The sequence below is a fragment of the Terriglobales bacterium genome (genome assembly GCA_035624475.1).
Classification (GTDB): domain Bacteria; phylum Acidobacteriota; class Terriglobia; order Terriglobales; family Acidobacteriaceae; genus DASPRL01.
Window position 1 is genome coordinate 1 of sequence record DASPRL010000352.1, and the last position, 2,939, is coordinate 2,939.

1 protein-coding gene is annotated in these 2,939 nt (G+C 70.6%); it reads right to left on the minus strand.

What is annotated here, in order from left to right; translation table 11 throughout:
• Nucleotides 1–148: 148 nt before the first annotated feature.
• Complete coding sequence (gene infB / locus VEG08_13840; GenBank protein ID HXZ29070.1) at nt 149–2,929, minus strand: translation initiation factor IF-2; 2,781 nt, start codon at nt 2,927–2,929, stop codon at nt 149–151.
• Nucleotides 2,930–2,939: the final 10 nt, after the last annotated feature.

A 2,939-nucleotide genomic window follows, 5' to 3' on the forward strand; every position in this document is an offset into this window, starting at 1 on the left:
ACCTGCCTTTTGTCTTTGAGCGAATGTGCAGCTTCGAGGCGGAGCTCGATGGTCAGGAAAGCGATCATGACGAGTTCCCAGTTCCCGGTTCCCGGTTGCCAGTTGAAAAGCGACCCACTGGGAACTGGGAACCGGGAACCGGCAACTTTCAGGCTATTGCTTCCGCCGCGATCTTCTCGGTGACGAAGGCCTCGATCACGTCGCCCACCTTGATGTCGGCGTAGTTGGAGATGGTGATGCCGCACTCCAGGTTGTTGCGCACCTCGCCGACGTCCTCCTTGAATCGGCGCAGCGAGCCCACCTTGCCCTTGAAGATCTGCACGTTGTCGCGCAGCAGCCGCACCTCGGCGTCGCGCTTGATGAGGCCGTCCTGCACGTAGCACCCGGCCACCATGCCCACCTTGGGGATGCGGAAGGTCTCGCGCACCTCGGCGCGCCCCAGGTAGGTCTCCTTGATGGTGGGCTCCAGCAGCCCCGACATGGCCTTTTTGATCTCGTCCTGCAATTCGTAGATGATGGAGTGCAGGCGGATGTCCACCTTGTCCTGCTCGGCCAGCTCCTGCGCCTTGCGCTCGGGACGCACGTTGAAGCCGATGATGATGGCGTTCGAGGCCGAGGCCAGCAGCACGTCGGTCTCGGTGATGGCGCCCACGCTGGAGTGCAGGATCTTCACCTTCACCTTGTCGGTGGAGAGCTTGGGCAGCGCGTCGGAGAGCACTTCCACCGAGCCTCCCACGTCGCCCTTGAGGATGATGGGCAGTTCCTTGACGGCGGCGGCCTGCACCTGCTCCGCCAGCTTCTCCAGGGAGACGCGGGAACTCTTGGCCAATTCCGCTTCGCGCGCCTTCTGCTCGCGGTACTCGGCGATCTCCTTGGCCTTGCTGCGGTCGGTGACCACCACCATCTGGTCGCCGGCCTGGGGCAGGCCTTCCAGGCCCAGCACCTCGACCGGGGTGGCGGGCGGGGCCTCCGCCAGGGCGCTGCCGCGGTCGTCGAGCATGGCGCGGATCTTGCCGAAGACGTTGCCGGCCACGAAGTTGTCGCCCACCCGCAGCGTCCCGTTCTGCACCAGGATGGTGGCCACGGGACCCCGGCCGCGGTCCAGCTTGGCCTCCAGCACGGCGCCGGTGGCGGGATGGTCGGCCACCGCCTTCAGCTCCTGCAGGTCGGCCACCAGGCACACCATCTCCAGCAGCAGGTTGAGGTTCTTCTTCTGCTTGGCCGAGACTTCGACGAAGACGGTGGTGCCGCCCCAGTCCTCGGGCAGGAGGCCGCGGTCGGCGAGCTGCTTCTTGACGCGCTCGGGCATGGCCTCGGGCTTGTCCACCTTGTTGACGGCCACGATGATGGGGACGTTGGCGGCGCGGGCGTGGTCGATGGCCTCCAGGGTCTGCGGCATCACCCCGTCGTCGGCCGCCACCACCAGCACCACGATGTCGGTCACCTTGGCGCCGCGGGCGCGCATGCGGGTGAAGGCCTCGTGGCCGGGAGTGTCGAGGAAGACGATCTCGCGCCCCAGGGCGGGTGAGTTGGTGTCGGTGATCTTCACCTTGTAGGCGCCGATGTGTTGGGTGATGCCCCCGGCCTCGCCCTCGGCCACGTTGGTCTGGCGGACGGCGTCGAGCAGCGAGGTCTTGCCGTGGTCCACGTGGCCCATGATGGTGACCACGGGCGGACGCGGCGCCGCTCCCACCACCTCTTCGCCTTCGGCGGCCAGGGCCGCAGCGGCTTCCTGTGCGGCCTCCTGTTCGAAGCTGATGACCGAGGTGTCGGCGCCGAACTGCCGCGACATCGCCGTGGCCAATTCCGCGTCCAGGGTCTGGTTGATGGTGGCGAAGACGCCGCGCGCCAGCAGCCGCGCGATCAGGTCCTTGGCGCGGACCTCCAGCTTCTCCGCCAATTCCTTCACGCTGATGCCTTCGGTGATGGTGATGGTGCGGGTGATGGGCAGAGGCTCGGTGGAGAGCGAGGCCAGCCGCGGCGGCGGCACAAAGCCCTTCATCGGCCCTTCCTTCACGCCGCGCGGGACGTAGCGCTGCCCGGGGCGGCGCGCGGGCCCGCCGGGGCGTCCGGCAGGGCGCGTCGGAGGCGGCGGCAGGCCGGGACCCACGCCCATGGGACGCGCTCCCGTGGGCGAACTGCGGGTGGGATGCATGGGCCGGCGACCGCCGGGGCCGGGCGCGGGCCGCGGCGGCGGCGCGGCCGGGCGCGGACGCTGGAAGATGGGCTTGCCGGGCTCAGGACGGCCGGGGACGCTGCGCGCGGCGCCGGGCACCGTGGGTGGCGCCTGGTACACCGGGCGCGGGCCGGTCTGCGGCGTGATCACGCGGCGCGCTGGAGGAGCAGGGGCCGCGGGAGCCGCCGCCGGCGGCGGGGCCACGGGCTTGGCGGCGGGGGCGACCGGGCGCGCGGCAGCCGGAGGAACCGCCGGCGGAGCCGCCTCCACCGCTGCGACCGGACGGGTCGGCGGCGCGACTGCCTCCGCGGGAGGCGTCGGCCGCGCGGGGGCTGCGGCCGGGACTGCGGCGGGCGCTTCCGCCGTGGGACGCGCTGCCGGCTTGGCCGGCGGCGCGGCAGCCGGCTTCGCAGCGGCCGGCGGCGGCGCTGCCGGCGCCGCAGGTCTCGCCGCCGGACGCGCCGGCGCCTCCGCGGTGGCGCGGATGGCCTTGAGCACGTCCCCGGGGCGCGCGATCTTGGAGAGGTCGAACTTGGGCTTGACTTCTTCGGCGGCGTGGCGCGGCGCCTTCTCTTCCCGGGCGCGGGCGGCGGCTTCGGCCTTGGCCGCAAAGTGCTTGCGGATCTTCGCCGCCTCGTCCACCTCGACGGAGCTGGAGTGCGTCTTCTTCTCGGTGATGCCAATCGTGGGCAGGAAGTCGAGCAGGGTCTTGCTCTTGACTTCCAGCTCCCTGGCCAGGTCGTTGATTCGAATCTTGCCTTCC